Origin of the sequence: Alicyclobacillus fastidiosus (assembly GCF_026651875.1) — a bacterium.
GTDB classification, from domain to species: domain Bacteria; phylum Bacillota; class Bacilli; order Alicyclobacillales; family Alicyclobacillaceae; genus Alicyclobacillus; species Alicyclobacillus fastidiosus.
In genome coordinates, this window is the sequence record NZ_CP104067.1 from 292,993 (window position 1) to 318,875 (window position 25,883).

Genomic DNA, 25,883 nt, shown 5'->3' on the forward strand with positions numbered 1-25,883 from the left:
CCGGGATGAAATTGGTAGTGGCCGTTGTGCAGGACAAGGATAGTGCCAAATTGGCCCAGAACCTCGTTAAGGCGAACATCAGAGCGACGAAACTCGCGTCGACGGGCGGCTTTCTCCACGCAGGCAACACCACATTTTTAATTGGTACCGACGACGACAAGGTCGATGACGTCAAGGAAATCATTCAACACTCTTGTAAAGCGCGCGAGCAAATCGTTGCTCCGATGTCGCCAATGGGTGCGAGTATGGAGTCTTACATCCCGTATCCGGTCAACGTCCAAGTTGGCGGAGCGACCGTGTTTGTGCTCGACGTCGAGCAATTTGAACAGTTCTAATCCATCGGTTGGAGATCGTCGAAAGACCATCGGAGTCCACGGAAGGTGTGTTCATCTATGACCCACTTCATCATCCCGCCTTCTGACCCGTTGATTCTGCCCGCCTCGATATTGGACGCGCTCGCGACCGATAGGATGCCGCACGCCGCCTTGCTCGTTGGAACGAACCGTGCGACGAACCTGGCCGCTAGATATATTGCGCAAGTTCTGCTCTGCGAGGGCGAATCTCGCCCTTGCGGTCAGTGCAGTGCATGCATCAAATTCCACGCGGATGTCCAGACTGACTTCTTGGAAGTAGGCGGTCAGGCCATCAAGACGAGCGAAATCGAAGCGATGCAACGTTGGCTGCCCGTGCGCGCCCATAGTGGTAAAAAGGTATATACCCTGTATGGCGCGGATCACATGACGGGCGTGGCGGCGAATCGCATCTTAAAGACGCTCGAGGAGCCGCAAAGAGGCGTGTTTGCACTTCTCACTGCGCTCGGGCGGCAGGCGGTGCTCTCGACCATCCGATCACGCTGCACCATCTACACCATCACCGAATCCGGAGCGGCTCCACACACCGACCCCCAGGTTGTTCCATTGTTGGAGGAGGCTACACAAGGGGCGGAAAATCATTCGTTTGATGGTTTTGTCGAGAAAATGATAAAATGGACACAGATGTGGCTGGTGGACAAATGTCCAGCGCTCATCCTCGCTGCCCAGTGGCAGTCCTATTGTGAAGAAGTATCTCCGGCGGATAGCTTGACGCTGCTCGTCGAATATCTTCGTGACATCTTGCATACTCGTGTCGGTCAGTCGAGCATTCGCTTTCAGGACTGGGAAGCCTCAATTAAGCGCATCGCTCCCATACTCGAAGTGAAGCAGTGGACGCGCGCCATCGAGATCGTACTCGATAGCCGCCAGCGATTGGAATCCCACGTCGCGACGCTGCTGAATTTCGAGCAGATGTGCATCCGACTGCGGGAGGTTTTACCGGATGTATGAGATTGTCGGTGTTCGTTTTAAGCCTGCCGGGAAAATTTATTATTTCGCTCCAGGCGATTTACCGATACACAAGGATGCACACGTAATCGTCGAGACCGCGAGAGGGGTCGAATACGGAACAGTTGTTGTGGACAAGCGTGAGGTATCGGAGGATTCCGTAGTGCTGCCGCTCAAGCAAGTGATGCGGATAGCGACCTCGGAGGACTCGCAGACGGTAGATGAAAACCGCTCGCGAGCTCGTCAAGCCATGATCATCTTCCGCGAGAAGGTGGAAAAGCATTCGTTGGAGATGAAACTCGTCGATGCGGAGTACACGTTCGACCGCAACAAACTGATTTTTTACTTCACGGCGGAGGGCCGTGTGGATTTCCGAGAACTCGTTAAAGATCTCGCGAGCGTGTTCCGCGTTCGAATTGAATTGCGTCAAATCGGCGTTCGAGATGAAGCCAAAATCTTGGGTGGTATCGGGCCGTGTGGACGCCTCTTGTGCTGTTCCACATGGATGGGGGAATTTGACCCTGTCTCGATTCGCATGGCAAAAGATCAGAGCTTGTCGTTAAACCCATCGAAAATTTCGGGCCTATGTGGGCGTTTGATGTGTTGCCTGAAATTTGAGAACGATTCTTACCAAGGCGAAGACGCAATGGCGTAAGCGGGGTCGGTACGGGCCATGGACAAACAGTCGTTATTCGTGCAGGTGGCCAATTTGGAAGAACGGATTGGCGAACTTTACGTAGAACTAGGCACGTTAAAGCAAAAGATTCAAGATCTGATTGAGGAAAACCAACGTCTCGAGCGCGAGAATGAGCACTTCCAACAAGAATCGCTTGGAAAGCAAAGCGCACATGGGCCAGGTTCAGCTCAAGACAACTTAACACGTATTTATCGAGAAGGTTTTCACATTTGCAATGTCAAGTATGGGAGCTTGCGCACTGAGGGAGAATGTCTTTTCTGCCTGTCGTTTATCCAGAAGACCTAAACAGTGCGTTTCCGAACGGGGTTTCACCCGCGTGTGGTAAGAGCCCCGATTGTGACGTCATGACGAGCCCGTTCGAGAGAACGGGCTTTTTTATAGGCGGTGGTACAGATGGTTCACGTGGTTAGGAACAATGCGGATGAAGGGCCGAAATTATACGTGTGCAGCACACCGATAGGGAACCTTTCGGATGTGAGTCACCGATTGCTCGACACGTTGCGCTCGGTCGACGTGGTGGCGTGTGAAGACACGCGCCACACGCGAAAGTTATTGACGCACTTCGATATTCATCCAGAGCAACTCATCAGCTATCATCAGCACAACGAGCAATCCCGTCAAGGATTTGCGCAACACGCCTGGGACGAGGGCAAATCGATTGCGCTCGTGTCGGATGCCGGGACACCGCTTTTGTCGGATCCAGGGGCGATCATTGTTGATACGGCCATCGAGCGTGGCATCCCCGTGATTCCGGTTCCAGGGCCCAGTGCCCTCTTGGCTGGGCTGGTCGGTAGCGGACTGCCGATGACGCCGTTTGTCTATCTTGGATTTCCACCGAGATCGGCCAAGGGAGCCAAGGAGTGGCTCACGCCGTTTCTCCCACTTCCGGCCACGCTGGTGATGTATGAGTCACCTCATCGGTTGCACGCGACGCTTCTGTTCTTGCGCGAACAACTCGGCGACAAGAATGCCGTGTTAGCCAAAGAACTGACAAAGCAGTACGAGACATTCGTACGCGGTACGTTATCCGAGTTGGTTCTCTACAGCGAGGAGGAGAGCGTGCGCGGAGAGTTTGTTATCCTCGTCGACAACCGCGGCTCGCTTACAGCTGAAGTTTCGCCGGCTGACCAGATGGAAGAAGCGGTAAAATTTGTGGTGGACCGCGTGGCGGCAGGTGAACGACACAAGTCGGCCGTGCAGGCAGCCACCGAGAAATACGGGGTAAATCGCAGGGCGTTGTACAACGAGACGCTATCTCCAGAGGAGACGTGACGGAGAGATGCTAGAAAAGGCTGGTGCACCGTGCACCAGCCTGATGTGATCTTCTTTCGTGATCAGGAACTCATTTCAGCGATACAGGACGGGCAGATGTTCTTGCCTTTAAAGTGAATGATCTCATCCGCTTGACCACAGAAAATACATGCAGGCTCATACTTCTTCAATATGATACGGTCGCCATCGACGTAGATTTCCAACGCATCTTTTTCACCGATGCCCAGTGTGCGACGCAGTTCGATCGGAATTACGACACGCCCTAGTTCATCTACCTTACGTACAATCCCTGTAGACTTCATACTGTACCATCCCCCGGTTCTCGGATTTGTGGGTATCTCTGTGTTTAGTAGAAGCAAATTGACACGCGTGAGAGCACGTTTCTCTATCACATCATGCAAATACTTCAATTAACTTAAATATAAATGATCACGCATTTTTTGCAAGTCCTTACAGTTTTAAATTTGGAAGTTTTGTACGAAAATTGACTACAGTAAGTTGCGTCATGTATGGTAATAATCATGTTATGTTTGACTCTTGCGATGAGAGCTTAGTCGAACGAAAAGTAGGCGAATACGTGTCGATGAAGGAATGGTACCCAGAGAAGTGTCATTGATATGGCTGTTGGAAATCTTCATAGGTCGGATGTTGCAATTCTCGATTGCGGACATGCGACCGCGATGGGCGTGTTTCGTCTGCCAGGCGTCAGCGCATTGGCGCTGTGTCGTTTGGCTGGTCGACCCAGGTGATGATTTGCGGACTGCCGATTGTAGCGAGCCGGGATGGTGAAAGCCGGTAATGAACTGCTGGGGAGTATGGTTCCGGAGGATGTGTGTCGAATGGCGCCTGGCGCTCTTAGACGCACACGGGGGTTCCCGTTATCGGACAGAGTGTCAACAGCACTCAGAACGAGGCACCGAGTACATGGTGCGAAGTTGGGTGGTACCGCGAGTAACCCTCGTCCCAATGTGGACGGGGTTTTTTTGTCGTTTCAGGGCCTTTGAGGCGCCCGCTGGACAGGTTCTCGGTTATCGTCAAGGGCAGTCCGGGGCAGCGGTCAATAGATCCAGCCTGGGGAACGGCGAACAATCCTGTTGAAGAAGGTGATTGATTCTATGGGGAAACCGACATTTTATATCACGACCCCGATTTACTACCCGAACGATAGGCTGCACATCGGGCATGCCTACACCACCGTCGCGGCTGACGCGATGGCCAGGTATAAACGGCTGCGCGGTTACGACGTCTTCTTTTTGACGGGGACCGATGAGCACGGCCAGAAAATCCAAACCAGGGCGGCGCAGGCTGGTCTCGAGCCAAAACCGTTTCTCGATCCGATCATCGAGTGGATTCAAGGATTGTGGCAAAAGCTCAATATTTCGTACGACGACTTCATTCGGACGACGGAGGACCGCCATACTAAAGTCGTCGCCGAGATCTTTGAAAGGCTACTCGCCAAGGACGATATCTATCTGTCGGAGTACGAGGGTTGGTACTGCACGCCCGACGAATCGTTTTGGCTGGAACGCGAGCTGAAGGACGGGAAATGTCCGGAGTGTGGGCGCGAGGTGCAGTTTGTGCGCGAGGAATCGTACTTCTTCCGCATGAGTAAGTATGTCGACCGCTTGGTCCAATACTACGAGGAAAACCCAGGCTTTATCGAGCCGGTCGGGCGCAAGACGGAAATGCTGAAAAACTTCATCCAACCAGGCCTCCAAGACCTGTGTGTGTCGCGGACCTCATTTGACTGGGGCATCCACGTCAAGAGCGACCCGAAACACGTGGTCTACGTGTGGCTGGATGCGCTCACGAACTACATCACCGCCATCGGCTACGGATCGGACGACGTAGCTCAGCAGGAGAAGTTTCAGAAGTATTGGCCAGCCGATGTGCACGTCGTCGGGAAGGACATCGTGCGCTTTCACAGCATCTACTGGCCCATCATCCTGATGGCGCTCGACCTTCCACTCCCGAAAAAGGTGTTTGGCCACGGTTTCTTCCTGGCGAAGGGTGGAAAGATGAGTAAGTCGAAGGGGAACGTGATCGATCCGCTGCAACTCGTCGACCGCTACGGCCGGGACGCGTTCCGTTACTTTTTACTCCGCGAGGTCCCCTTCGGCCAGGACGGCATTTTTACGCCGGAGGCGATGGTCGAGCGGTTGAACTACGATCTCGCCAACGACTTCGGCAACCTCATCCACCGCACGGTCGCGATGCTCGGGAAGTTTAACGACGGGGTCGTCCCGCACCCGAACGAGAGCGCCGGTGCGGACGACGAGCTGAGGAGCGTAGCGGAAGCCGCTGTGTCGTCGGTGGAGAATGCGATGGACCAAATGCAGTTCTCTGTCGCACTGACAGAGCTGTGGACCCTCGTGCGGCGAGCAAACAAGTATATCGACGAGTGTCAGCCTTGGAAGTTACACAAAGAGGGGCAGACTGAGCGATTGCACACGGTGCTCTACAACATGGTTGAAGCCATCCGGCTCGCTGGCGTCGTGGTTCAGCCGTTCATGACGGATGCGCCAGTGACCATCAAGGCTCAATTCGGTTGGTCAGACGATGACTTTGCTTGGCATCGCTTGGCGTTTGGAGATGGTCCGTCGGGGCAGCGCGTCGCACAAGCGGCACCGCTGTTCCCACGGCTGGACGTAGAAAAGGAGATTGAAGCATTGGAAGAGATGACGGGCGCAAAGGAATTGCAAAAACAGAACAATGAAGTGGGCGCCAAGCCGCAGGACGAGACGAAGGACCCAGGTAAACCGCAGATCGGCATCGACACATTCGACCAGGTGGAACTCCGCGTAGGCCAAATCAAGACGGCTGCAAAAGTCGAGGGAGCAGACAAACTCCTTCAGTTCCAGGTAGATCTGGGCTTCGAGACCCGACAGATTGTCTCTGGTATCGCCAAGTACTTTACGCCGGAAGAGCTCGTCGGCAAAAAGGTCATCGTCGTGGCGAACCTGAAGCCTGTGAAATTGCGCGGTGTGCAGTCCCAGGGCATGATTCTCGCGGCCTCACAGGGCGATACGTTGACGCTTGCCACCGTCCCTGACTCGATGCCTAACGGAGCGATTGTCAAGTGACTTTGTTCGACACCCATTGCCATTTGATGGATGAACAATTTTCCGATGACGTCGACTTGGTCATTCAAGGTGCTCGCGCAGCGGGCGTCAAGTACATCGTCGTCCCTGCGATCGATGTCGTGACGGCCCGCCGTGCGATCGCCATTGCAGAGCGGTACGAGGGCGTGTACGCCGCAGTTGGCATTCATCCGGAGTCAGCCAAGGACGTACCCGCCTGTGACTTCGACGAAGTCGAACGCCTGGCGGCACACCAGAAGGTCGTCGCGATTGGCGAAATCGGGCTTGACTACTACTGGGACGCCGCGCCGCGACCGGAGCAACAGGCCGTTTTGCGAAGACAAATCGAGTTGGCGAAACGAGTCGACCTGCCCATCATCATTCACAATCGCGAGTCGACCAAGGACGTGGTCGACGTGCTTCGCGACGCCGGGGCGGCAGAGGTTGGTGGCGTCATGCACTGTTTCAACGAGACGTTGGATGTGGCAGAGAAGTGCATGGCGCTTGGGTTTTATATCTCCTTCGGCGGCCCAGTGACGTTCAAGAAGGCCGAAGACGTTCGCGAGGTGGCGGCGCAGATTCCGGACGACCGCATTCTCATCGAAACGGACAGCCCGTACCTCTCCCCGCACCCGTTTCGCGGAAAGCGCAACGAACCTGCGCGGGTGCGGCTCGTTGCGGAGCAAATCGCGCAGGTTCGCGGTGTCGATGTCGATGTGCTGGCGGCTCAAACGACCGCCAATGCACTCGCCTTGTTTCGGGGTGTGAAGCCGTATGGTGAATGAGCACGAGCGCCCTGTCGTCGACGAAATCGTGGTCGTCGAAGGGATTCACGACAAACAAGTGGTCGATCTCGCCGTCCAAGCGGACGTTCACGTCCTTGGCGGTGACCGCATTGGGCAGCGCACGATGGATGTGCTACGGCGTGCGGTGCGAACGCGCGGCGTCATCGTGCTGACTGACCCAGATGGTGCAGGCGAGCGCATTCGCAGGCGCATCGATCAGGCGGTGCCTGGGTGCGGGCACGCACACATCCCGCGCAAGCGTGCACAAAGCGCAAAGGGGCTCGGCGTGGAGCACGCGGCCCCGGCGGACGTGCGCGCGGCCATCCTAAAGGTCCGCCTGTCACGTAGTGAGTCGCACCCATCGACCACTCCAGTGGAACGGTTTACACAGAGCGACTTATTGGAAGCGCGACTCCTTGGTTGCGAGGAGGCCGCAGCGCGCCGGACGGCACTCGGGGACATGCTAGGTATCGGATACGGCAACGCTAAGGCGTTTCTAAACAAGTTGAACACACTCGGCGTCACTCGCGAGGAGTGGGAGTCCGCGTTAGAAAGGTTGCAGACAGAATGACGGCTGGAGAGCGCGAAACTTCGCCCCGCATGCGGGATCTCTTGCAGAAGCACGACTTTCATACGAAGAAGCAGTTTGGCCAGAACTTTCTCATCGACCAAAACGTGCTCGACCGCATCGCCGACGCCGTCCGTCCTGACGATCACACGCTTGTGCTCGAAATCGGGCCGGGGGCCGGCGCTTTAACCGTGGAGCTCGCGCGCCGTGCCGCGAAAGTGGTGGCCATTGAGAAGGACGAGACGCTTCGCCCCGTCCTTCGCGATGTCTTAGAGCCTTATCCGAATGTCGAGGTGACGTTTGCGGACGTGCTCGACGTCGACTTGGCTGGCCTTTTGCAACCGGATCTGACAGGGGATCGCAAACTGTGCTTCGCGGCAAACCTGCCATATTACATCACGACGCCAATTTTGTTTCAGGTTCTCGAAGCAAATCTGCCTTTGGAGCGCGCAGTCGTCATGGTGCAAAAAGAGGTGGCTGATCGGATGGTGGCCGGCCCTGGCGGCAAAGAGTATGGGGTCCTGTCGGTCGGCATCCAGTACCGCGCCAGTGCAAAGCGACTGTTCACCGTGCCACCCGGTGCCTTCGCGCCACAGCCAGGAGTCGATTCAGCCGTCGTGCTGCTCGACTGCACTCAGCCACAAGACGTTTCGGTGGAGGACGAGAAAGTGTTCTTCCGAGTCGTCAAGGCGGCGTTTTCCACACGGCGCAAAACGTTGTTGAACGCGCTCTCGAACGCCATGGGCGTACCAAAAGACACGTGTAAAGCGTGGATAGAGGATGCGGGCGTGCGCCCCGAGGCACGCGCGGAGACCTTGTCCATCGAACAGTTCGCAGCGCTTGCAAACCGATATCTCACGCTATCACAAGTGTAATCGCCCGCGGACAGGATTCCCCGTGGTCGCCGCGGTACGGCACACGAACCGCCGTACCGCACGGCCGCTAGGCAGCGACAAAACGGTCGCGGCAGAGCCCCGTTTCTCTATTTCTGACGAATTAGAATATACTAACGGTAGCATGAGGGGGGATGTGCCGTGAGGTTTCAAAGTCCAACGCGTGGGCAGCTTAGCCTGGAAGATGTAGCCGCCGACATCTTGCACGAGCGGGCCGCGAATCCGGGTGCTGAATACCGACTCATTATTGGTACGGACTCTCAGTTAAAGGGAAACGGCTCCACGGCGACCTTTGCCACAGCCATCATCCTGCATAAAACGGGCCACGGGGCACGCTACTTCGTACGCAAATTCGTTCATGAACACCTCTATTCTCTCCGCCAGCGCATGTTTACAGAAGCCGCACTCTCCATCCAAACCAGTGGGCAACTCATGGAACACCTCAAAGTTGGCACACACGACTCCACCTATCCCGTCGCACAAGGCTCCCCGGATTGGCCTATCGAGGTCCATCTCGACATTGGTGAACGCGGGGAAACAAAACAGTGGATCCGTGAAATCGTGGCGTGGATTGAAGCCAACGGGTACGAGGCGCGAATTAAGCCGAATTCGTATGGGGCTTCCACGGTGGCGGATAGGTATACGAAGCACTGACGAATTCGACCAGTACGCTTGACCTTGGCGTACAGGTTCCCGTCGCCTGGTGAAGGACTGCGGCACGGCTACGAAGGAAACCCTGGTGCGCGGGATGGCATCACAGAAGCTAATCGCCACGGGGTGGGATGATCCACGTCGCCGCGGCAGCATACCGCTCTAAGGCCTCTAGGTTGCGGCTTGGGAGCGGCGCACATGGCGCGACTGAAGTGCGCGGCAATTGGCGATGCCCGAGAATTGAATAGACGGTACGACCGTCCAAGGCGATGCGCTCGCGCATCGCACGAGCGTGCGCGGGTGAGCGGCTACGGTGGCCCACGAGGCGATTGTCCCAGGCGTCGTACGTGCACCAGCTGGCCGTTTCGAGGCGGGCGACGACGGCGACCCAACAGCCCGGATTTGCGAGAAGGAGGGGGGACACACGGCGAAACAGGCGCGTGTGGACGAGTAGTGGGACCATGAACGGGACAGCACTTTCCGGGACGGCCTTCTGATGGTGCAGGGCCTCTCGCCAAATGGCTGCCGCGCCGGCCATCCCCTCGTCGCGAAGGCAACTGGACGAGAGCGATGTCACGTCACGGTCTTCTGCGGTGCCAAAGGCGATAAAATCGGCCAGCATCGGCCCAAAAGATCCGGACAGGTCCGCGTCCAGGTACAGGCAATAAGCGCTTTTACACGCTGCCGACACCCGTCGCAACAGCGCATACGTGCCGACGGCCCTCGCCACGTCGTGGCCAAGCGCAGCGTGGAAGAACACGGTGGCAACCGGGAACGGGGACTGGGCGTTGAACGCGAGCGTGCGCGCGAGTGTATCGTCGGTGCCCCCGTTGCAGACGACTACCGCTCCCTGAATACCGGCGCGGCCCAATTGACGAAGTACGTTTTCGATGTCCCTCGCTTCATTTCGCGCGCCGATGATGGCGAACACGGGAATATTCACAGTAAATCACCCCTCGGTTGTCACAACGGCGAACACGTGACATATGGTAAGGGCAGATGAGCCTCGGAGGAGGGTGGTTTCATGTGGAGAATAGGCGACTTAGTCACGCGAAAATCATACGGGAAGGACGTCTGCTTTGTCGTCGTTGAAGTCGACCAGGCGTCAGAAACGGCCATCATTAAAGGCCTGGACGTTCGACTCATAGCGGATGCACCGTATGACGACCTGGAAAAGGTCAGTGACGATGAATTGCGCCAATTCGAAGCCGCTCGCACCCAGGTCGAAGGCGAGTGCCTTCGACTAATCCAGTCGCGCCGTGCGATGGAGCACGAAAAGCGCGCACTGCGTCGGGAAAGCCGCTTCCAAGCCAACCCGGATTTTTTTGAACGGCCCGGTCGGGTTCTTCACTTAGATGGTGATGGAACGTATCTGCAAAAATGTATGACAATGTATCGTGAACTCGGTATCCGGGCTATCGGACAGCATGTGTCGGAAGCGCAAATGCCAAGCTTGGTCAATAGTCTCTTGGAACAGTATGAGCCGGACATTTTAATTATTACGGGGCATGACGGCGTGATTCGCAAAGGCAAGGATTGGGCGGACATTCAGAACTACCGCAACTCGCAGAATTTCGTGCGCACCGTCTCAAACGCCAGGAAACATGCGCGAAACATGGATGACCTCGTGATCATCGCCGGTGCTTGCCAGTCGCACTTTGAGGGGATTTTGGACGCGGGAGCGAATTTTGCCAGTTCGCCGCAGCGGATCATGATCCACGCACTCGATCCCGTCTTTATCGCCGAGAAAATCGCCTTTACACCCATTCACGAGACCGTGAACCTGTACGATGCGGTCAAGTCGACGTACACGGGGACAGACGGCATTGGAGGATTGGAATCACGAGGAAAATACCGATTGGGATTACCGAAATCTTCGTATTAAAAAACAGTCTGTAAACCTTATAAAATACCCATTGACAATAAAATTCATGCGCTGATATAATTGTTTTTCCGTTCTTGACACACCTCTCTTCCCCGTGCTATACTTAGTGACGGAAAGAGGTGGTGTGTGTTGGCAAAAAATGCGCTCCACGATATTAAAAAGAGTCTAGACGGACTCATCGGCGAACGCGTACTACTCCGCGCCAACGGAGGCAGAAGAAAGACAGTTGAACGCTTCGGGGTCTTGGAAGAGACTTATCCATCGGTGTTTGTAGTCAAGCTAGATCCACCGGATGGTTCGTTTGAACGTGTTTCGTACAGTTATGCGGATGTCTTGACGGAAACAGTAGAGCTCATGCTTTGTACGGAAGACGGCAATACTGCTAAGTTTGCAGTCGAACAGTAACAGAGCGGAACTTCGGATATGGGATAGAGGAAGAGGCGGAGACGCCTCTTTTTATTTTTTTCGGCGCCTTTCACCGTGACCACGACCTCCCGCAGACAACGTTTGACAGGGTAATGATTGGATGCAGAGCGAATGCTAGTCCTGTCGTCATCACTGTCGCAGGGAGGGAACCGGCATGGCGAGAAGACGGGGAACGATGTCAGAGGCATTCAAAGTGGAACTTGCTAAGGATCTTGGCTTTTATGACACGATAGCACAAGAGGGCTGGGGTGGCATTCGAGCGAAGGACGCAGGGAACATGGTGAAACGTGCCCTTGAAATCGCGGAGCGAGCTATGGCGCAATCTAACCAAACAGAATGACGACAAATGGCTGAGGGCATCGCCCTCAGCCATTTGTGTAGATCCGGTGGCGCCTCGTAGCACGCACGGGTAATGGCGCATAGAATGCGCGCCCTGGGAAAGGATAGCCATGTATTTTCACTCTAACGTACATGCGTGAGTTAGGGAGGGAGCCGCTTGGCAGGCCATACTGGCCCTTTAGTCATTGTGGGTGGGGCTGAAGATAAGAAGGGTGAATGCAAAATTCTTCGGCGCTTAGTGGAGCTCGGTGGCGGCAAGAGCGCGAGAGTACTGGTCATCACGGTGGCCACTGAGTTGCCGGTGGAAGTTGGGATGGATTATATCGAGGTGTTCGAGCGCATCGGTGTGGAGGATGTGCGGACATTTGACGTCTCCAAACGCGATGCCGCAAACCTCGAAAGCGCCGTCAAAATGATTGGGAACGCCACGTGCATCTATTTCACAGGTGGAGACCAATTGCGCATCACCAAGCTCCTCGGAGGGACCCGGGTGGATGCGGCCCTGCACGACGCTGCACATCGCGGCGTCACGTTGGGCGGGACCAGCGCCGGCGCCTCGATGATGTCGAGCACGATGATTGTGGAAGGTGAGGCGGAGACCAATCCGCGCGTGAGCATCGTCGACATGGCGCCAGGCATGGAGTTTCTGGATGGCGTAGTCATTGACCAGCACTTCGCACAGCGGGGACGTCTCGGTCGTTTGCTGTCTGCAGTGGCTCAGTACCCACATCATCTCGGACTTGGTATCGATGAGAACACGGCGGTGGTTGTGCAGGACCACGTGATTGAAGTTATCGGGCAAGGGGCCGTGAGCATCGTCGACGCAGGCAGTGTCACCTACTCGAACCTAGATCAAGTCGGTCGGGACGAATCGCTGGCCCTGTGTGGCGTAAAACTTCATACGTTGCCAGAAGGCTGTGGGTTTGACTTAAGGGATCGGAACCCCATTCCCGATTTCAAGGAGTGGGTCCGTAAACACAACAAGGAGCTGTCCTCATGAACATCGTATCGGTCCGCCATATCGATGGCCCGAACGTATACCTTTATAAACCGATTTTGGTTGCACGTGTTCATTTGGAATCCTACACGGACAAGGAGAGTTTCGACTTTCCTGGATTTACCGAAAAACTGTTGGAATTGCTGCCTGGACTCAGAGAGCACCACTGTGCCAAAGGGGCGCCAGGAGGGTTTGTGGAACGGCTTTACGGAGGCACTTATTTCGGCCACATCGTCGAGCACGTGACCATCGAGTTGGCGACGCTCGCGGAACTGGACGTCCACTATGGAAAAACAGTCTACGCGGACGGGCCTGGCATCTACGACATCGTCATGGAGTGCAAGTCGTTTGATGGGCAAACGGTTTTGCTCGAACGCGCGATGGAGCTCGTACGGCGCCTGACCGAAGGGAAGTCCGAAGGGCTTACTGAATATATCTCGCAGGCGGTTGCGCAGGCGAAGCACATCGTGGCCAGTGAACAGTTGGGACCCAGCACCCAGGCCATCGCTGACGCCTGTGCGAGGCGACAGATTCCGTTTCGCCGCATCGGCGATGGAAGTCTCCTGGAGCTTGGCCAAGGTGTGCATAGAAAGCGCATCTCCGCGACCATCACGGATCAGACGTCGTGCGTCGCCGTCGACATCTCGTGCAACAAGGAATTGACGAAGGACATTCTGCGCGAAGGCGGGATTCCCGTCCCGGACGGCGGTGTCGCCCGCAGCGAAGCGGATGCGCTTCGCCTGTTCCACGCGCTGCGCGCCCCAGTCGTGATGAAGCCATTCGACGGTCGGCAGGGGCAGGGTGTCAGCCTGAACATCACCGACGAGTCGCAAGCGACGCGGGCGTTTCAAATCGCAAAGTCGTATTCGGATGAGGTACTCGTTGAGTCGTATGTGTTTGGGGAGAACCTTCGCCTGCTCGTCGTATCCGGAACTTGTGTGGCGGTATCGCGGCGCGACCCAGCTCACGTGGTAGGCGATGGCGTACATACCATTTCTGAGTTAATTGAAGAGGCCAATCAAGATCCGCGGCGCGGCGACGGGCACGAGCGCCCGCTGACGAAGATCCACCTAGACGAGGTCCTGCAGGAAACTCTCGTCAAAGCAGGGCGCACACTGGATTCCGTCCCGCAGGCGGGAGAACGGGTGGACTTGCGCGAGAGTGCGAACCTGTCGACGGGTGGCGAAGCACACGACATCACGCGGCAAATCCACCCCAGTTACAAGCGCCTGGCGGAGCGCAGTGCAAAACTCGTCGGGCTGGACGTCTGCGGCGTAGATATGGTGGTTCAGGAAATTCAGGACGCCGCCACGGCCGACAATTGTGCCGTCATCGAAGTCAACGCGGCGCCTGGCATCCGCATGCATCAGCATCCATCACACGGCATGCCAATCGACGTCGCGGATTACATCGTGGAATCTGTCTTTCCGCGCGGACAAAACGGCCGGATTCCAATCATTTCGGTCACAGGGACCAATGGAAAGACGACGACGACGCGCCTGATTGCGCACGGTATCCAGCGTGAGGGAAAAACCGTTGGCTGCACGACGACGGGTGGCGTGTACATCAACGATGAACTAATTCAACGCGGGGATACGACTGGACCTCGCAGCGCACGCCTCGTTTTGTCGGACCCAGAAGTGGAAGTTGCGGTGCTCGAGACGGCGCGTGGCGGTATTGTGCGCGGAGGCCTCGCCTACGACAAGGCAGACGTGGCTGTACTAACCAATATTTCACTCGATCACATCGGGCAGGACGCCATCGACACGATTGAAGACCTCGTCCACGTCAAGTCGCTCGTCGCGGAGTGCGTGCACCCAGAGGGCACGGTGGTCCTCAACGCCGATGACGAGCATCTCGTGGCGCTGATGGAGCGTTTGCAGTCAGGCGTGGTGCTCACTTCATCGAGATCGGATAACCCTCTCGTATTGCGCCACCTGGCCATGGGCGGAACGGCATTCTACGTCGAAAACGGGGACCTTATCGAAGCGAACGGAGCCATGAAGCGCCACGTGATTGCCGTCGCAGACATTCCCATCACGATGCGGGGGACCATCGGATTTCACATCGAAAACGCACTGCTTGCGACAGCCGCGCTTCGCGCCGCGGGGCTGTCGAGAAGGTCTGTCGCACTCGCTCTGCGGCAGTTCCAACCAGAGGCGAATCGCGGGCGCTGTATGATGTATCGCATGCCAGGCGGCTTTCACATCATTCTTGACTACGCGCACAATGCAGCGGGATTTCAAGCGGTTGGCGAGTGGGTGAAGCGCCTGCCGCATCGACGGTTGTTTGGTATCATCGGCGTGCCCGGCGACCGGGCCGATTCGGTGGTCGTGCAGTCGACAGAGGCGCTCGCCCCCGTATTTGACGCGTTTATCGTCAAAGAGGACGCGGACAAACGGGGACGCGCCAACGGGGAAATCGCGCAGATGATGTCGCAGACTCTGCGACGAACTGTACCGCACAAGCCGACGCGTACGGTGCTCGCCGAGACAGAGGCGTTGGCTTACGCGTTAGACACCCTTCAGGCGGGCGATATCGTGTGCATGTTCTACGAGTCGTCCGAACCGCTTGAGCGGCTGTTGTTGGAACGCGGTGGTGAGCGAGTGACGGAAATCGCGATGTACACGAACAAAACGTACGCGATGTTGTAGTTCCGGTCGCTCGAATTTTCCGCGTGCGCGACTTGACTTTGTCCTCCCACCTCGGCATGCTTAGTCCATGTCGAGGTGGGAGTTTTGCTGTTAGAACGGGCGTACGCAAAAGTGAACCTGACGCTGGATGTGCTGCATCGGCGTCCTGACGGTTATCATGAAGTAGACATGGTGATGCAAAGCATAGATCTGTCGGATTTGGTCTGGCTTGAGCGCCACCCGGAAGACAGGATTGTCCTGGAGAGCAATGCCACATATGTACCCACGGACGACCGCAATCTCGCCGTCCAAGCAGCCAAGCTGTTCTTGCGGCGAACAGAGATCTCCGCGGGGGTACATATCAACCTGGAAAAAAATATCCCGGTGGCGGCTGGTTTGGCTGGCGGATCGAGTGATGCGGCAGCGACCCTGCGCGGGATGAACCGGCTGTTTGGAACGGGGCTCTCGCTCGACGAGCTCGCCGAAATGGGTGCCGAAATCGGTTCTGACGTGCCATTTTGCGTCTACGGGGGCACTGCCATCGCCCGCGGGCGCGGGGAGCAGCTCACCCGGGTGGAGCATCGGTGCCACATGTACGTGCTGCTCATCCATCCCCGCGTGTTCGTGTCGACGGCGGACATCTACAAAGGGCTTCGGCCGGGAGACTTCACTGTGCGGCCAACCAGCGAGCGGATGGTGGCGGCGCTGGTCGACGACGACGTCGACGTCATTCCGGCGCTTGTGAGCAACCGGTTGCAGCCTGTGACATTTGGCATCTATCCAGAGGTTCTGCAACTCTCGGAAAAGGTCGAGGCGGTTACGCGCCATCCTGTTCACATGTCCGGAAGCGGGCCCACACTGTTCTTGCTGGCGCCGACGATTCAGCAGGCCAACCGGATGTACAACGCACTACGGGGCATCATGCGGGATGTATATTTCTCGCAATTTGTAGGGAACGTATCATCCCTGACGAGTTTGCAGCCAAAGTCGGAGTAACGGTGGCGATACTATAGAAAGGGGGCAAGGTTGTGCAGCGTTCGGAGCGACTGATTCGATTAACACAGCTTCTTGTGGAGCGTCCGCTTCAGGCGCTGTCGCTTGCTCACCTCTCTGAGGCGTGGGACATCGCCAAATCCTCGCTGAGTGAGGATGTCGCCACCATTCGCAAGACGTTGGCGGAGGCACAGCGCGGAATCGTCGAAACGAGCGTCGGCGCACAAGGCGGCGTTCGCTTTCACTCCGGGGTTCCGATGGACGAAGCGCGCCAGTTCCTCGACGGATTGGCGCACAAACTGTCCAAGCCTGACCGCGTACTGCCGGGAGACTTTGTCTATTTGTCGGACGTGCTCGGAGATCCGCACGTGCTGGACACGGTGGGGCGCCTCGTCAGCATGCAGTATACGAACAAAGGCATCAATGTCGTCGTGACGGTGGAGACCAAGGGCATCACCTTAGCGGCGGCCACTGCTCGCCATCTCAACGTGCCAATTGCGATAGTGAGGCGAGATCAACGGGTGACGGAGGGGCCGACCATCAGCACGCACTACGTGTCGGGATCGACCAGGAGAATTCAGACGATGTCACTCGGCAAACGCACGATTCCGCCGGACGCTCGCGCACTCATCGTCGACGACTTCATGCGCGCCGGAGCCACGGCTCGCGCCGTCGAACACTTACTGAAAGAGTTCTCCGCTACGGTCGTCGGCACAGCTGTCTTCATGGCGACGTCGCAACCGACCCACAAAATGGTCAACGACTACTTTGCGTTGTTGCGTGTCCATGAGGTCAGTGAACAGGGGGTTCACGTAGAGCCCGCTACACTGATTGACATTCAAAACGGCTAGTCCGCATTCGGTGACGCGAAGGCATGATGACCGCACTGCCCGTTTGTCACTGGCTGCTGGACGATTACCGTGTAAGGAGAGTATGTTCATGAAGATCATCCATTCAAACGCAGCTCCGGCAGCCATTGGCCCGTACTCACAGGCCGTGGAAGTGGGGCCATTCCTGTATACTTCGGGACAGATTCCGCTGACGGCTGCCGGCGATGTCGTCGAGGGCGACATCGGCGCACAGGTGAAGCAGGTGTTTGCCAACCTTGACGCGGTCCTCACTGAGGCACAGGCATCCCGTAACCAAGTTGTGAAAGCGACCATCTTCATGACCAACTTGGCGGATTTCGGCGTGGTTAACAGCGCTTGCGAGACGTTTTTTGGCGACCATAAACCGGCGAGATCGACCGTGCAAGTGGCCGCTCTACCACGTGGTGTACAGGTCGAAATCGAACTTATTGTCTACAAGGGTTGAGACACGTTGCGGCGGCGGGTTAGCGATGCTGGTACCGCCGCCGCAAAGGTCGCATCTGGCTCTACTCGGCGTTTGCGCTTTGCGAATGTCTCGGGCTGACGAACTGTTCCCCTTCATTTACACCGCGATTCCCGCCATTCCCAAATACCTCTACCGTTTGACGAGTTTCAATTCGACAGGTTTCGAAAAGTTTTGAAAAAATTATGACGATGTGTGCAGGAGATTATATGGAAGTGTTGAATTGTGTCAAGAGGGAGAATCGCCCAAAGGGTAAGGATAGGGTGGTGACACAAGGGTGCAAATTACAGATGTACGGCTGCGCAGAGTAACCACAGATGGTCGCATGAAGGCAATTGCGTCGATTACGATTGATAGCGAGTTCGTCGTACACGATATTCGCATTATCGACGGAAACAATGGTATGTTTGTCGCGATGCCAAGCAAAAAAACACCCGATGGTGAATTTCGAGACATTGCTCACCCAATTTCTTCGACGACGAGACAAAAAATACAAGAAGCGGTTCTCCAAGCTTATTATCGCGTCGGGGAATACACGGGAGCAGATGACGCATCAATTGTTGAAGAACCGACGGCTTAACCGAAATATCACCAAAACCCTGGCTTGTGGTCAGGGTTTTTTGCAGTCAAACCGCAGTATCCCTGTAGTTGGCTGAGTGGAATCCGTACCGGTTTTATCCAAATGAAGGTCTGAATCGTCTGTCTTGGTCGACCTCGGCCGCCGAGATTGTGTCCAAATCAAGGCTATCACGTCATTCCACGTGACCCATCCCACCAATAACGTGTAAAATTGAATTGGTCTGTAGCCATCAGGTAAACTGAGGGACGACTCATCGTTGAATATAACCGGATGACTTGAGGAATTTCGAAACAGCGCTGCAGCCGGTGGTCCATAGGGTGCTGTGGCATCTGGCGACGGTGGATTTCGATGACCTGTCACATCACGGAGGAGATAGCATGATTAGAAGCGCCATCGTGCTGGCGGCCGGGCACGGTAGCCGGATGAAGTCGAAGCGGCACAAGGTCTTACATGAAGTCTGCGGTAAGCCGATGATCTCGCACATTCTCGACACCCTCGAAGAAATGGGGTTGTCGCAGGTGATTGTGGTCGTCGGCCAACAGCGAGAAAAGGTTATGGAAGCGGTTTCTGGGCGCGCGGACGTCGCGGTTCAGGAGGAGCAGTTAGGCACGGGCGATGCGGTTCGGGCCGCTTTGCCGCACGTTCGCCCCGATGCGGAATCGGTCGTCGTCCTATACGGCGACGCGCCGCTCATTCGCGCTGGCACGTTGAACAAGTTGTTTGCACAACGGGAGGAAGCAGGGGCTGCCGTCGGCATTTTGACGGCAAACGTGGAGGATCCGACGGGACTCGGCCGCGTGTTTGTAGACGAGTCGGGATTTGTTTCGAGAATCGTCGAAGAAAAAGATGCGACGCCAGAGGAACGTCAGCACTGTGTCGTCAACACGGGAATGTACGTGTATGACGCGGGGGCGCTGCGACAGTCTGTCGAACAGCTGAGCCCGGACAACGCGCAACATGAATACTACCTGACAGATACCATCGCGATATTGCGCAACAGTGGTCAACCGGCAATTCCAGTAACGGTGGACGACGTGGATGAAATCGCGAGCGTGAACGACCGACTCCAACTCGCTCGCGTTGAGCAGTTGTGTCGCCGCCGAATTGTGGAGCATTGGATGCGCGAGGGCGTCACGATGATAGACCCGGACAGTACGTATATCGATGCCAACGTCCAACTGTCCGCAGACGTCACACTGTTGCCGGGTACGATATTGATGGGGGCCACCTCCGTTGGGGCGTTCTCGGTCGTCGGGCCCAATGCCCAGCTCACAAACGTCACAGTCGGAGAGCGAGCGACCGTTCAATACTCGGTGGCGGTCGACAGCCGAATCGGCGACGACACCCAGGTTGGCCCGTTCGCCTATTTGCGACCGGGGGCGGACGTCGGCAAACGCGTGAAGGTGGGGGACTTTGTCGAGGTCAAGAACAGTCGAATTGGAGACGATACGAAAGTCAGCCATCTCACGTACGTAGGAGATGCGGACATCGGCGCCAATGTCAACGTCGGCTGTGGGGTCATTACCGTGAACTACGATGGTGAGCGCAAGCACAAGACGGTCGTTGGCGATCACAGCTTTGTCGGATCGAATGTCAATCTCATCGCTCCGGTCAACGTCGGCGAAGGGTCGTATATCGTCGCGGGTACGACTGTGACGCAAGACGCCGGTGACGACGCGTTCGTCATTGGCCGCGTACCGCAAGTGACTAAACCAAACTACGTTCGAGCGTGGAAAGCGAAGAAGAAACAAGCGAACTCATCGGAAGGCGGGGACAGTCGTGGCCATTGATGGCGATTTAAAACTAGTGACCGGCAATTCAAACCCGGCGCTGGCACAGGAAATTGCAGACTACATCGGCGTGTCGTTGGCGGAGTGTCAGGTCAACCGATTCAAGGATGGAGAAGTGCAAATTAACATCGGCGAGAGCGTGCGCGGCAGCAACGTCTTCATCATTCAGCCGACCAGTGCGCCGGTCAATGAGCACCTGATGGAGCTTTTGATCATGGTGGATGCCCTCAAGCGTGCGTCCGCGCGAGCCATCAATGTCGTCATCCCGTACTATGGCTACGCGAGGCAAGACCGGAAGGCGCGCGCCCGCGACCCAATCACCGCCAAGCTCGTGGCCAACCTGCTTGAAAAAGCCGGCGCAAATCGGGTCATTTGTATGGACTTGCACGCTGGACAGATTCAGGGCTTCTTCGACATCCCACTTGATCACCTCGTCGGCATGCCGATTTTAGCCGACTACTTTTTGGACAAGCAGTTGGAGGACCCGGTGGTTGTATCTCCAGACATGGGCGGCGTTACGCGCGCGCGTCAGTTCGCGGAGCGCCTGGGCGCTCCGCTGGCGATCATCGACAAGCGCAGGCCGGCCGTCAACGTCGCGCAAGTGATGAACATCATCGGTGACATCCAGGGGAAAACGGCCATCTTAATCGACGACATGATCGACACCGCCGGTACCATTACGGCTGGTGCGAAGGAGTTGTTGAATCGAGGCGCGAAGGGCGTTTACGCGTGTTGCATTCACCCGGTTCTCTCCGGCGACGGGGTAGAGCGCATCCAAAACTCTGAAATTCAGGAAGTCGTCGTCACAAATACAATCGCTTTGCCGGAACACAAACGGATCGACAAAATTCGCGTGCTGTCTGTGGCAGAATTGATCGCAGAGGCAATCATTCGCGTGCACACGCAGCGTTCCATCAGTCAGTTGTTCGACTGATCTGACGCGCTTCGCACGTAAGGGGACACGGTTGTGAAAGTCATCGTAGGCCTCGGGAATCCTGGCCCGAAGTACGAACAAACGCGGCACAATGTTGGCTTTTGGGTCGTCGATAGGCTTGCGGCTAAGCTTGGCGTATCGGTGACCAGGGCAAAGTTCCAATCGTTTGTCGGCGAGAGCCGAGTCGGGAACGAAACAGTGCTCTTAGTGAAGCCGCAGACATTTATGAACCTTAGCGGCATGGCCGTACAAGAAATCGTTAACTATTATCGGTTGCGCACTGAGGAAGACGTCATCATCGCCTATGACGATATGGATTTCGCGCCAGGTCAGCTAAAATTGCGGGCCCGCGGCAGTGCCGGAGGCCACAACGGCATCAAATCCATCGTGGCGCAACTCGGCACCGAGTCATTTTGCCGTATGCGCTTGGGCATCGGCCGGCCGGCCCCGGGCATAGACGTTATCGGGCACGTGCTTGGCGCCTTTGCCAAAGATGACAGAACCAGGGTCGACAAGGCCGCAGAAGCGGCAACAGAAGCGGCTCTTTACAGCGTCGAACACGGGTTTGAGCGCGCGATGAACGAATATAATCAGGTGTCATTCTAACCGCGCCGTTCGAGGTCTGACCGCTTCCTTCAGGTATGCGGCACGCATTCTGCCCCCATACTAGTGTCAGAAGACGATACGAGGTGGGGAACCTATGCGGTTTGAATACGTGTGCCGATATTGTAAGTATCCAGTCGGAACGGTTGAGCAGGCGCAGTGGTCATATACGGATGGTGTAGAGCGTCTCGGTCTTCATCACCTCAGCCATGACCATCAGCGGGATGTCATCGAATCGACCGCAGATGCGGTGAAGATCCATACGGTCTGTGAGCACTGCGAACAGGCTGTCAATATGAATCCAGAGTTACTTGTCGAGGGTCACGTCATACAGTAAGGATATGGCGTGCGTTTTGCGTCCGAATCAGTGACCATCGCTGATTCGGACAACTTCGAGTCGACCTCGCAGGGTCTTGTACCCAAACATGCACAGGACGTGCGTGTCAGGCCTTGGCTATTTGCTAAGGTCCTTTGTGCGTTTTGCACCTTAGATGTAGGAGGGGTATCGTGAAGGGTCTCGTTCGCCTCGTAGCCGCAGATGAAGCATTACAAACCTTATCTGAACAAATCGGACCACAACGAAACGACGCGCTGGTAACAGGCGTCGCAGGCGCAGGGCGACAGGTATTTATGGCTGCATTGTACGCCCTGCGCAATCAGGATGTAGTGAAGGAATCCATGGTCGTCGTGACACATACGTCCAGTCAGGCGCAGACCATTTGGGAAGACCTCAAAGAATATCTGCCTGATGCTCAGGTACTCTTGTTCCCGGAACGGGAAAATGCGATGGTCGATCTCGTCGCGTCCTCATCCGATGTCATATCTGAACGTTTGAACGTACTTGAAGCGCTCTCGCGAGGAACCCCCACGATTGTCGTGACGACACTCCTTGCGGCCACGCAGCCGTTGACGTCCCGAGCGCAATTCCTCCAGCAGTCGATTGAATTGAGCGTCGGGGACGCCGTATCTCTCGAGAACGTCACCGAGCGCATTGTAAAAAGTGGCTATGAGCGTGTGGAACTGGTGGAGACTCGGGGCCAATTCAGCCTTCGGGGTGGCATTCTCGACATCTTTCCGATGGCGGCGACTCACCCGTACCGTATCGAGTGGTTTGATACGGATGTGGATAGCATTCGTACGTTCGATCCCGCTTCCCAACGCTCTCTAGATAAATTGGAATCGGTTTCTTTTGGCCCCGCTTCCGACTTGTTGGTTTCTGTGACGGCTGCGAGATTGGCTGCGGCCAAAATCGAGAAACACCTCGACGCACGACTTCGCACCGTCAACGACATCGAAGTGCGCGACAGGTTGCAGACAGTCGTCGGTTCGGACCTTCGCAAACTGCAGAGCGGTCAGGCGTTTACGGGGCTTGCGCGCTACGCGCAACTGTTTGAAACCGAGTTAAACACCCTGTTCGACTACGTTCCAGGGAGCTACTTCGTCTGTCTGGATGAACCGTCGAGGTTGAGTGAGCGGGCGAAGTCGCTCGAGAAGGAGTTCGCAGAGTGGCTGTCTGCGGCCCTGATGCGCGGGGATATCCTGTCAGGCACCGTCGCCCCGACGGATCACGAGGCCATTTTGGCTCAGGTCCCACATGGCAAAGTGCAGTTCTCGACGTTCACGAGGGCCGGGGCCGGGCAGCGCTTCAGCCGCGTAATCAACGTCACGTCGAAGAGTATGCAGAACTTCCACGGTCAGATGAACGTCCTGAAATCGGAAGTGGCTCGTTGGTTGAAGAGCGGGTTACACGTCGTGTTCGCCGCAGCCACCAAGGAACGGGCCGACCACCTGGAGCGCGTTTTGGAGGATTATCGCATCGAGGCGGATAGGGCTGAGGAGTTTAGCGCGACTACCGTTCCGCAAATTCTCACAGTCAATCTATCGAGCGGGTTCGAGTTGCCGATGCACCGACTCGTCGTCGTCGTCGAAAGCGAAGTGTTCACTGCCAAGCGCAAGCACCGCAGGTCGCGCGTGGAACTGTCGGACGCCGAGCGGATCAAGAGTTACCAAGAGTTGAACGTGGGCGACTTCGTCGTGCACGTCAATCACGGTATCGGTAAGTACTTGGGCATCAAGACCCTCGACGTAGACGGTCGCCACAAGGATTACCTGTACCTGAGTTATGCCGGAAACGACAGTCTGTACGTTCCAGTCGACCAGATTGACCAAATTCAACGGTACGTCGGATCCGGTGAGAAGGAACCGAAGTTGTACCACTTGGGCGGCAGTGAGTGGCAAAAGGTCAAATCGCGGGTCAGTAAGACGGTCAAGGACATCGCTGAAGACCTGGTCAAACTCTACGCTTCCCGCGAAGCGACGCCCGGGCACGCGTTTTCTCCAGACACCCCCTGGCAGGTCGACTTCGAGAACATGTTTCCATACGAGGAAACGCCGGATCAACTGCGTGCGATATCCGATATCAAGCGCGACATGGAAAGATCCCGCCCCATGGACCGCCTGCTCTGCGGAGACGTGGGCTATGGCAAGACGGAAGTCGCGGTGCGCGCGGCATTCAAGGCGGCGATGGACGGCAAGCAGGTGGCGATACTCGTGCCGACGACCGTCTTGGCACAGCAGCACTACGAGACGTTCAAGGAGCGCTTCGCAGGATTTCCGGTGACCATCGACATGCTCAGCCGCTTTCGAACCCGCAAGGAGTCGCAAGCGTGCGTCAAGGGATTGAAGGATGGCAGTGTGGACATTGTTATCGGCACCCACAGGCTGCTCCAAAAGTCTATCCAATTTAAGGACTTGGGTCTGCTCATCGTAGACGAGGAACAACGCTTTGGCGTGACGCACAAGGAGCGCCTGAAGCAGATGCGGGCGAACGTCGACTGTTTGACGCTGACTGCGACGCCCATCCCTCGTACACTGCACATGTCGATGATGGGCGTGCGAGATTTGTCGGTCATCGAGACGCCTCCTGAAAACCGATTCCCGGTTCAGACGTACGTCGTCGAGTACAACGAAGGGCTGATTCGCGAGGCCTTGGAGCGCGAGCTTGGGCGCGGCGGACAGGTGTACTTCGTGTACAACCAGGTTCAGTCCATCCACGGCATGGCTGAGCGCATCGGGCGGCTGGCACCGGGGGCGAGAATTGGCGTGGCACACGGGCAAATGGCGGAGGATGAACTCGAGCGCGCGATGCTCGACTTTTTGGAGGGCGAAATCGACGTCTTGGTCACGACGACCATCATCGAGACGGGCCTCGACATCTCCAACGTCAATACGCTCGTGGTGTACGACGCCGACCGTTTCGGGTTGTCTCAGTTGTATCAACTGCGTGGGCGCGTAGGGCGCTCCAACCGTATCGCCTACGCCTATTTCACGTACCAGCGTGATAAAGTTCTCAACGAAATTGCCGAAAAGCGTCTCTCAGCCATCAAGGAGTTCACGGAACTGGGGAGCGGCTTTAAAATCGCGATGCGGGACCTGTCTATTCGCGGCGCCGGAAATCTGCTCGGGGCAGAGCAACACGGATTTATCAACTCCGTGGGCTTTGACATGTACAGTGAGATGCTGGCGCAGGCCGTTCGCGAGCTTCGCGGTGAGCAGGTGAAGCAAGCGCCTGAGCCGAGTATTGATCTCCCGGTCGAAGCCTACTTGCCGGACAGCTACATTCGCGATGCCGCGCAGAAGATCGCGATGTACAAACGGTTTAAGCACGTTCAGACGCAGAACGAGGCAAACGACTTGGAGGAAGAGCTCGAAGATCGCTATGGTGATTTGCCGACAGAAGTTCGCAATCTGCTCGGCGTCGCTCGTTTGAAGAGCTTCGCCGCTCATGCGGGCGCGGATCAGATCTCCTCCCACGGGGCGGAGACGGCAGTACGCTTTCCAGGTGATGAGGACTCGCCGGCGATCGATTATGCGAAGCTGCTGTCGATGACGATGAAGCACCAAGGGCAGCTCACCCGCCGACCCAACGGCCTGATCTTCGTGTCGTTTCGGACGAAGGGCCTCAGTCACGAAGACCTGTTGAAGAAGTTGCAGGCTTTCCTTCAGGATTATGTCGAGGCCGTTCGGACTTCGAACAAGTCGGCCGAAAAAGTCGCCGAAGTGAAGTGACGTTTCAACCTGCAGCGCCAGCTAAGTCCCTTTCCCCC

At 56.4% G+C, this 25,883-nt stretch carries 25 protein-coding genes and 1 pseudogene; 24 read left to right on the top strand and 2 right to left on the bottom strand.

Features of this window, described 5'->3' with window-relative positions:
* Positions 1-5 precede the first annotated feature (5 nt).
* The 5 genes and pseudogenes from darA to rsmI all read left to right on the top strand — a co-directional run bounded on the left by darA (position 6) and on the right by rsmI (position 3,288).
* Positions 6-335 (top strand): cyclic di-AMP receptor DarA, encoded by a 330-nt coding sequence (gene darA, locus NZD89_RS01325; RefSeq protein WP_268006077.1) that lies wholly within the window; start codon positions 6-8, stop codon positions 333-335.
* Positions 336-392: 57 nt separating this feature from the next.
* Positions 393-1,322 (top strand): DNA polymerase III delta subunit-related protein, encoded by a 930-nt coding sequence (locus NZD89_RS01330; protein ID WP_268006078.1) that lies wholly within the window; start codon positions 393-395, stop codon positions 1,320-1,322.
* A pseudogene (locus tag NZD89_RS01335) lies at positions 1,315-1,953 on the top strand (PSP1 domain-containing protein); the annotation flags it as partial. The gene NZD89_RS01330 and the pseudogene NZD89_RS01335, both read left to right, overlap by 8 nt.
* Before the next feature lie 39 nt (positions 1,954-1,992).
* Positions 1,993-2,301 (top strand): initiation-control protein YabA, encoded by a 309-nt coding sequence (locus NZD89_RS01340; protein WP_268006080.1) that lies wholly within the window; start codon positions 1,993-1,995, stop codon positions 2,299-2,301.
* A gap of 108 nt (positions 2,302-2,409) precedes the next feature.
* On the top strand, positions 2,410-3,288 hold the full coding sequence (rsmI, locus tag NZD89_RS01345) for a 16S rRNA (cytidine(1402)-2'-O)-methyltransferase (RefSeq protein ID WP_268006081.1): 879 nt from the start codon (positions 2,410-2,412) through the stop codon (positions 3,286-3,288).
* Between the two features lie 62 nt (positions 3,289-3,350).
* On the opposite strand, the gene NZD89_RS01350 is transcribed toward rsmI, so the two are convergent.
* Positions 3,351-3,590: an AbrB/MazE/SpoVT family DNA-binding domain-containing protein gene (locus NZD89_RS01350; RefSeq protein ID WP_021294663.1), complete on the bottom strand. Its 240-nt coding sequence runs from the start codon at positions 3,588-3,590 to the stop codon at positions 3,351-3,353.
* Positions 3,591-4,403: 813 nt separating this feature from the next.
* On the opposite strand from NZD89_RS01350, the gene metG reads away from it, so the two are divergent.
* The 5 genes from metG to NZD89_RS01375 all read left to right on the top strand — a co-directional run bounded on the left by metG (position 4,404) and on the right by NZD89_RS01375 (position 9,268).
* Positions 4,404-6,371, top strand: a complete 1,968-nt coding sequence (metG, locus tag NZD89_RS01355; RefSeq protein WP_268006082.1) for a methionine--tRNA ligase — start codon at positions 4,404-4,406, stop codon at positions 6,369-6,371.
* On the top strand, positions 6,368-7,153 hold the full coding sequence (locus tag NZD89_RS01360) for a TatD family hydrolase (protein ID WP_268006083.1): 786 nt from the start codon (positions 6,368-6,370) through the stop codon (positions 7,151-7,153). The genes metG and NZD89_RS01360 overlap by 4 nt, the downstream gene beginning before the upstream one ends.
* Positions 7,143-7,724, top strand: coding sequence for a ribonuclease M5 (gene rnmV / locus NZD89_RS01365; protein ID WP_268006084.1), 582 nt, complete (start codon positions 7,143-7,145; stop codon positions 7,722-7,724). The genes NZD89_RS01360 and rnmV overlap by 11 nt, the downstream gene beginning before the upstream one ends.
* Complete coding sequence (rsmA, locus tag NZD89_RS01370) at positions 7,721-8,596, top strand: 16S rRNA (adenine(1518)-N(6)/adenine(1519)-N(6))-dimethyltransferase RsmA (RefSeq protein ID WP_268006085.1); 876 nt, start codon at positions 7,721-7,723, stop codon at positions 8,594-8,596. The genes rnmV and rsmA overlap by 4 nt, the downstream gene beginning before the upstream one ends.
* Before the next feature lie 159 nt (positions 8,597-8,755).
* Complete coding sequence (locus NZD89_RS01375; protein WP_268006086.1) at positions 8,756-9,268, top strand: ribonuclease H-like YkuK family protein; 513 nt, start codon at positions 8,756-8,758, stop codon at positions 9,266-9,268.
* A gap of 109 nt (positions 9,269-9,377) precedes the next feature.
* Here the strand turns inward: NZD89_RS01375 and NZD89_RS01380 are convergent, their stop codons facing one another.
* Positions 9,378-10,208, bottom strand: coding sequence for a glycosyltransferase family protein (locus NZD89_RS01380; protein ID WP_268006087.1), 831 nt, complete (start codon positions 10,206-10,208; stop codon positions 9,378-9,380).
* An 81-nt stretch (positions 10,209-10,289) separates the two neighbouring features.
* Here NZD89_RS01380 and yabG point away from each other — a divergent pair, with 81 nt between their 5' ends.
* From yabG to mfd, 14 genes are all read left to right on the top strand, one after another.
* Positions 10,290-11,150, top strand: coding sequence for a sporulation peptidase YabG (yabG, locus tag NZD89_RS01385; protein ID WP_268006088.1), 861 nt, complete (start codon positions 10,290-10,292; stop codon positions 11,148-11,150).
* Positions 11,151-11,279: 129 nt separating this feature from the next.
* Positions 11,280-11,555 carry a biofilm formation stimulator Veg gene (gene veg, locus NZD89_RS01390; protein WP_268006089.1) on the top strand — a complete coding sequence of 92 codons (276 nt, stop codon included), beginning with the start codon at positions 11,280-11,282 and terminating at the stop codon, positions 11,553-11,555.
* 175 nt (positions 11,556-11,730) lie between these two features.
* On the top strand, positions 11,731-11,916 hold the full coding sequence (locus NZD89_RS01395) for an alpha/beta-type small acid-soluble spore protein (protein ID WP_268006090.1): 186 nt from the start codon (positions 11,731-11,733) through the stop codon (positions 11,914-11,916).
* A 156-nt stretch (positions 11,917-12,072) separates the two neighbouring features.
* Positions 12,073-12,915 carry a cyanophycinase gene (locus tag NZD89_RS01400; RefSeq protein ID WP_268006091.1) on the top strand — a complete coding sequence of 281 codons (843 nt, stop codon included), beginning with the start codon at positions 12,073-12,075 and terminating at the stop codon, positions 12,913-12,915.
* Positions 12,912-15,566, top strand: a complete 2,655-nt coding sequence (gene cphA / locus NZD89_RS01405; RefSeq protein WP_268006092.1) for a cyanophycin synthetase — start codon at positions 12,912-12,914, stop codon at positions 15,564-15,566. Before NZD89_RS01400 ends, cphA begins: the two co-directional genes overlap by 4 nt.
* Positions 15,567-15,641: 75 nt before the next feature.
* On the top strand, positions 15,642-16,541 hold the full coding sequence (gene ispE, locus NZD89_RS01410) for a 4-(cytidine 5'-diphospho)-2-C-methyl-D-erythritol kinase (protein ID WP_326492905.1): 900 nt from the start codon (positions 15,642-15,644) through the stop codon (positions 16,539-16,541).
* Positions 16,542-16,573: 32 nt separating this feature from the next.
* The gene (gene purR, locus NZD89_RS01415; protein WP_268006094.1) at positions 16,574-17,389 is read left to right on the top strand and encodes a pur operon repressor; all 816 of its coding nucleotides are present in this window, start codon (positions 16,574-16,576) and stop codon (positions 17,387-17,389) included.
* 82 nt (positions 17,390-17,471) lie between these two features.
* Positions 17,472-17,852, top strand: coding sequence for a Rid family detoxifying hydrolase (locus NZD89_RS01420; RefSeq protein WP_268006095.1), 381 nt, complete (start codon positions 17,472-17,474; stop codon positions 17,850-17,852).
* A gap of 295 nt (positions 17,853-18,147) precedes the next feature.
* Positions 18,148-18,450 carry a septation regulator SpoVG gene (gene spoVG, locus NZD89_RS01425; protein WP_268006096.1) on the top strand — a complete coding sequence of 101 codons (303 nt, stop codon included), beginning with the start codon at positions 18,148-18,150 and terminating at the stop codon, positions 18,448-18,450.
* 377 nt (positions 18,451-18,827) lie between these two features.
* Entirely contained in the window at positions 18,828-20,240 is a 1,413-nt protein-coding gene (glmU, locus tag NZD89_RS01430; protein ID WP_268006097.1) for a bifunctional UDP-N-acetylglucosamine diphosphorylase/glucosamine-1-phosphate N-acetyltransferase GlmU, read from the top strand.
* The gene (locus NZD89_RS01435) at positions 20,230-21,174 is read left to right on the top strand and encodes a ribose-phosphate diphosphokinase (protein ID WP_268006098.1); all 945 of its coding nucleotides are present in this window, start codon (positions 20,230-20,232) and stop codon (positions 21,172-21,174) included. Before glmU ends, NZD89_RS01435 begins: the two co-directional genes overlap by 11 nt.
* Positions 21,175-21,207: 33 nt before the next feature.
* Positions 21,208-21,780 carry an aminoacyl-tRNA hydrolase gene (gene pth, locus NZD89_RS01440; RefSeq protein ID WP_268006099.1) on the top strand — a complete coding sequence of 191 codons (573 nt, stop codon included), beginning with the start codon at positions 21,208-21,210 and terminating at the stop codon, positions 21,778-21,780.
* A 94-nt stretch (positions 21,781-21,874) separates the two neighbouring features.
* Positions 21,875-22,114: an anti-sigma-F factor Fin gene (locus NZD89_RS01445; RefSeq protein ID WP_268006100.1), complete on the top strand. Its 240-nt coding sequence runs from the start codon at positions 21,875-21,877 to the stop codon at positions 22,112-22,114.
* Positions 22,115-22,284: 170 nt separating this feature from the next.
* The gene (gene mfd, locus NZD89_RS01450; RefSeq protein WP_268006101.1) at positions 22,285-25,845 is read left to right on the top strand and encodes a transcription-repair coupling factor; all 3,561 of its coding nucleotides are present in this window, start codon (positions 22,285-22,287) and stop codon (positions 25,843-25,845) included.
* Positions 25,846-25,883 lie beyond the last annotated feature (38 nt).